Genomic DNA, 1,639 nt, shown 5'->3' with positions numbered 1-1,639 from the left:
CCCAGCGGGCGTCCCGACCCCCGTCCCCCCGCCCGTAAAATGGTCGACTACACCTATCCACTCCGACCTATCCACTCCGAGGGAAGTCGCCACCGTGTCGCTCACGATCGGAATCGTCGGCCTGCCGAACGTCGGCAAGTCGACCCTGTTCAACGCCCTGACCAAGAACGACGTACTGGCGGCCAACTACCCGTTCGCCACCATCGAGCCGAACGTCGGCGTGGTCGGCGTCCCCGACCCCCGGCTCACCACTCTGGCCGGAATCTTCTCCTCCCAGCGCGTGCTCCCCGCCACCGTCGACTTCGTCGACATCGCCGGCATCGTCCGCGGCGCCTCCGAGGGCGAGGGCCTGGGCAACAAGTTCCTCGCCAACATCCGCGAGTCCGACGCGATCTGCCAGGTCATCCGCGCCTTCCAGGACGAGAACGTCGTCCACGTCGACGGCAAGGTCTCGCCCAAGGACGACATCGAGACGATCAACACCGAGCTGATCCTCGCCGACCTCCAGACCATCGAGAAGGTCCTGCCCCGCCTCCAGAAGGAGTCGCGGATCAAGAAGGACATCGCCCCCAAGGTCGCGGCCGTCGAAGCGGCCAAGGAGATCCTGGAGCGCGGCGACACCCTCTTCTCCCAGGGCTACCTCCAGGGCACCGAGAAGACCGAGCTCCTCCACGACCTGCACCTGCTCACCACCAAGCCCTTCCTCTACGTCTTCAACGTCGACGAGGACGAGCTGACCGACGAGTCCTTCAAGGACGCCCAGCGCGCCCTGGTCGCCCCCGCCGAGGCGATCTTCCTCAACGCCAAGCTCGAAGCCGACCTCGCCGAGCTGGACGACGAGGACGCCATGGAGCTCCTCCAGTCCGTCGGCGCCGAGGAGCCCGGCCTCGCCACCCTCGCCCGCGTCGGCTTCGACACCCTCGGCCTCCAGACCTACCTCACGGCCGGCCCCAAGGAGTCCCGCGCCTGGACCATCAAGAAGGGCGCCACCGCCCCCGAGGCCGCCGGAGTCATCCACACCGACTTCCAGAAGGGCTTCATCAAGGCCGAGGTCATCTCCTTCGACGACCTCGTCGCCACCGGCTCCGTCCCCGAAGCCCGCGCCGCCGGCAAGGCGCGCATGGAGGGCAAGGACTACGTGATGCAGGACGGCGACGTGGTGGAGTTCCGCTTCAACGTGTGACCGGAGCGCACGACACCGCGTCGTCGACGTGGCGGACGCGCAGGTGATCAGGGGCCCATCTCTCCGGAGGCGGGCCCCTGAACTGTCTGACATGGCTGGTCGGACGGGTGGGAGATCGCGTGGGGTGTCGCGACCAGCAGGTCCGGCTCCGAGCGGTTGCGCTGGTCGAGCTATCGACTCGTGGGGGCCGGACCACGGGTTGGTGAGCGGTCCGGAGCGCCGGGCTCAGGTGGCCGGGCCGGTCTTCGCGCCCGCGCCGCAGAGGGGGACGACGGTGGCGCCGGGGCGGGGGGTGGCCAGGGTGGCGGCCCAGCAGGCGGTGCCGGTGGGCTCGACGTAGAGGCCGCGGGCGGCCAGGTCGCGCTGGGCGGCACGGATCTGGTCGTCGGTGACGGTGAGGAACGTGCCGCCCGAGGCGCGGACCGCGGCCAGGATCTGGCGGGCGCGGGGCGGGCG

1 protein-coding gene and 1 pseudogene are annotated in these 1,639 nt (G+C 69.9%); one reads left to right on the top strand and one right to left on the bottom strand.

Translation table 11 applies throughout. The features are described 5' to 3' along the window. Positions 1 to 94 precede the first annotated feature (94 nt). Positions 95 to 1,183, top strand: a complete 1,089-nt coding sequence (gene ychF, locus C6N75_RS29795) for a redox-regulated ATPase YchF (protein ID WP_105871940.1) — start codon at positions 95 to 97, stop codon at positions 1,181 to 1,183. A gap of 225 nt (positions 1,184 to 1,408) precedes the next feature. Here the strand turns inward: ychF and C6N75_RS29790 are convergent. Beyond that, positions 1,409 to 1,639, bottom strand: a pseudogene (locus C6N75_RS29790) (threonine synthase); the annotation flags it as partial.

It is taken from the genome of Streptomyces solincola, assembly GCF_002982015.1.
GTDB classification, from domain to species: domain Bacteria; phylum Actinomycetota; class Actinomycetes; order Streptomycetales; family Streptomycetaceae; genus Streptomyces; species Streptomyces solincola.
The sequence above is the reverse complement of the archived record's forward strand: the minus strand, read 5'-3'. Positions and strand labels throughout refer to the sequence as shown.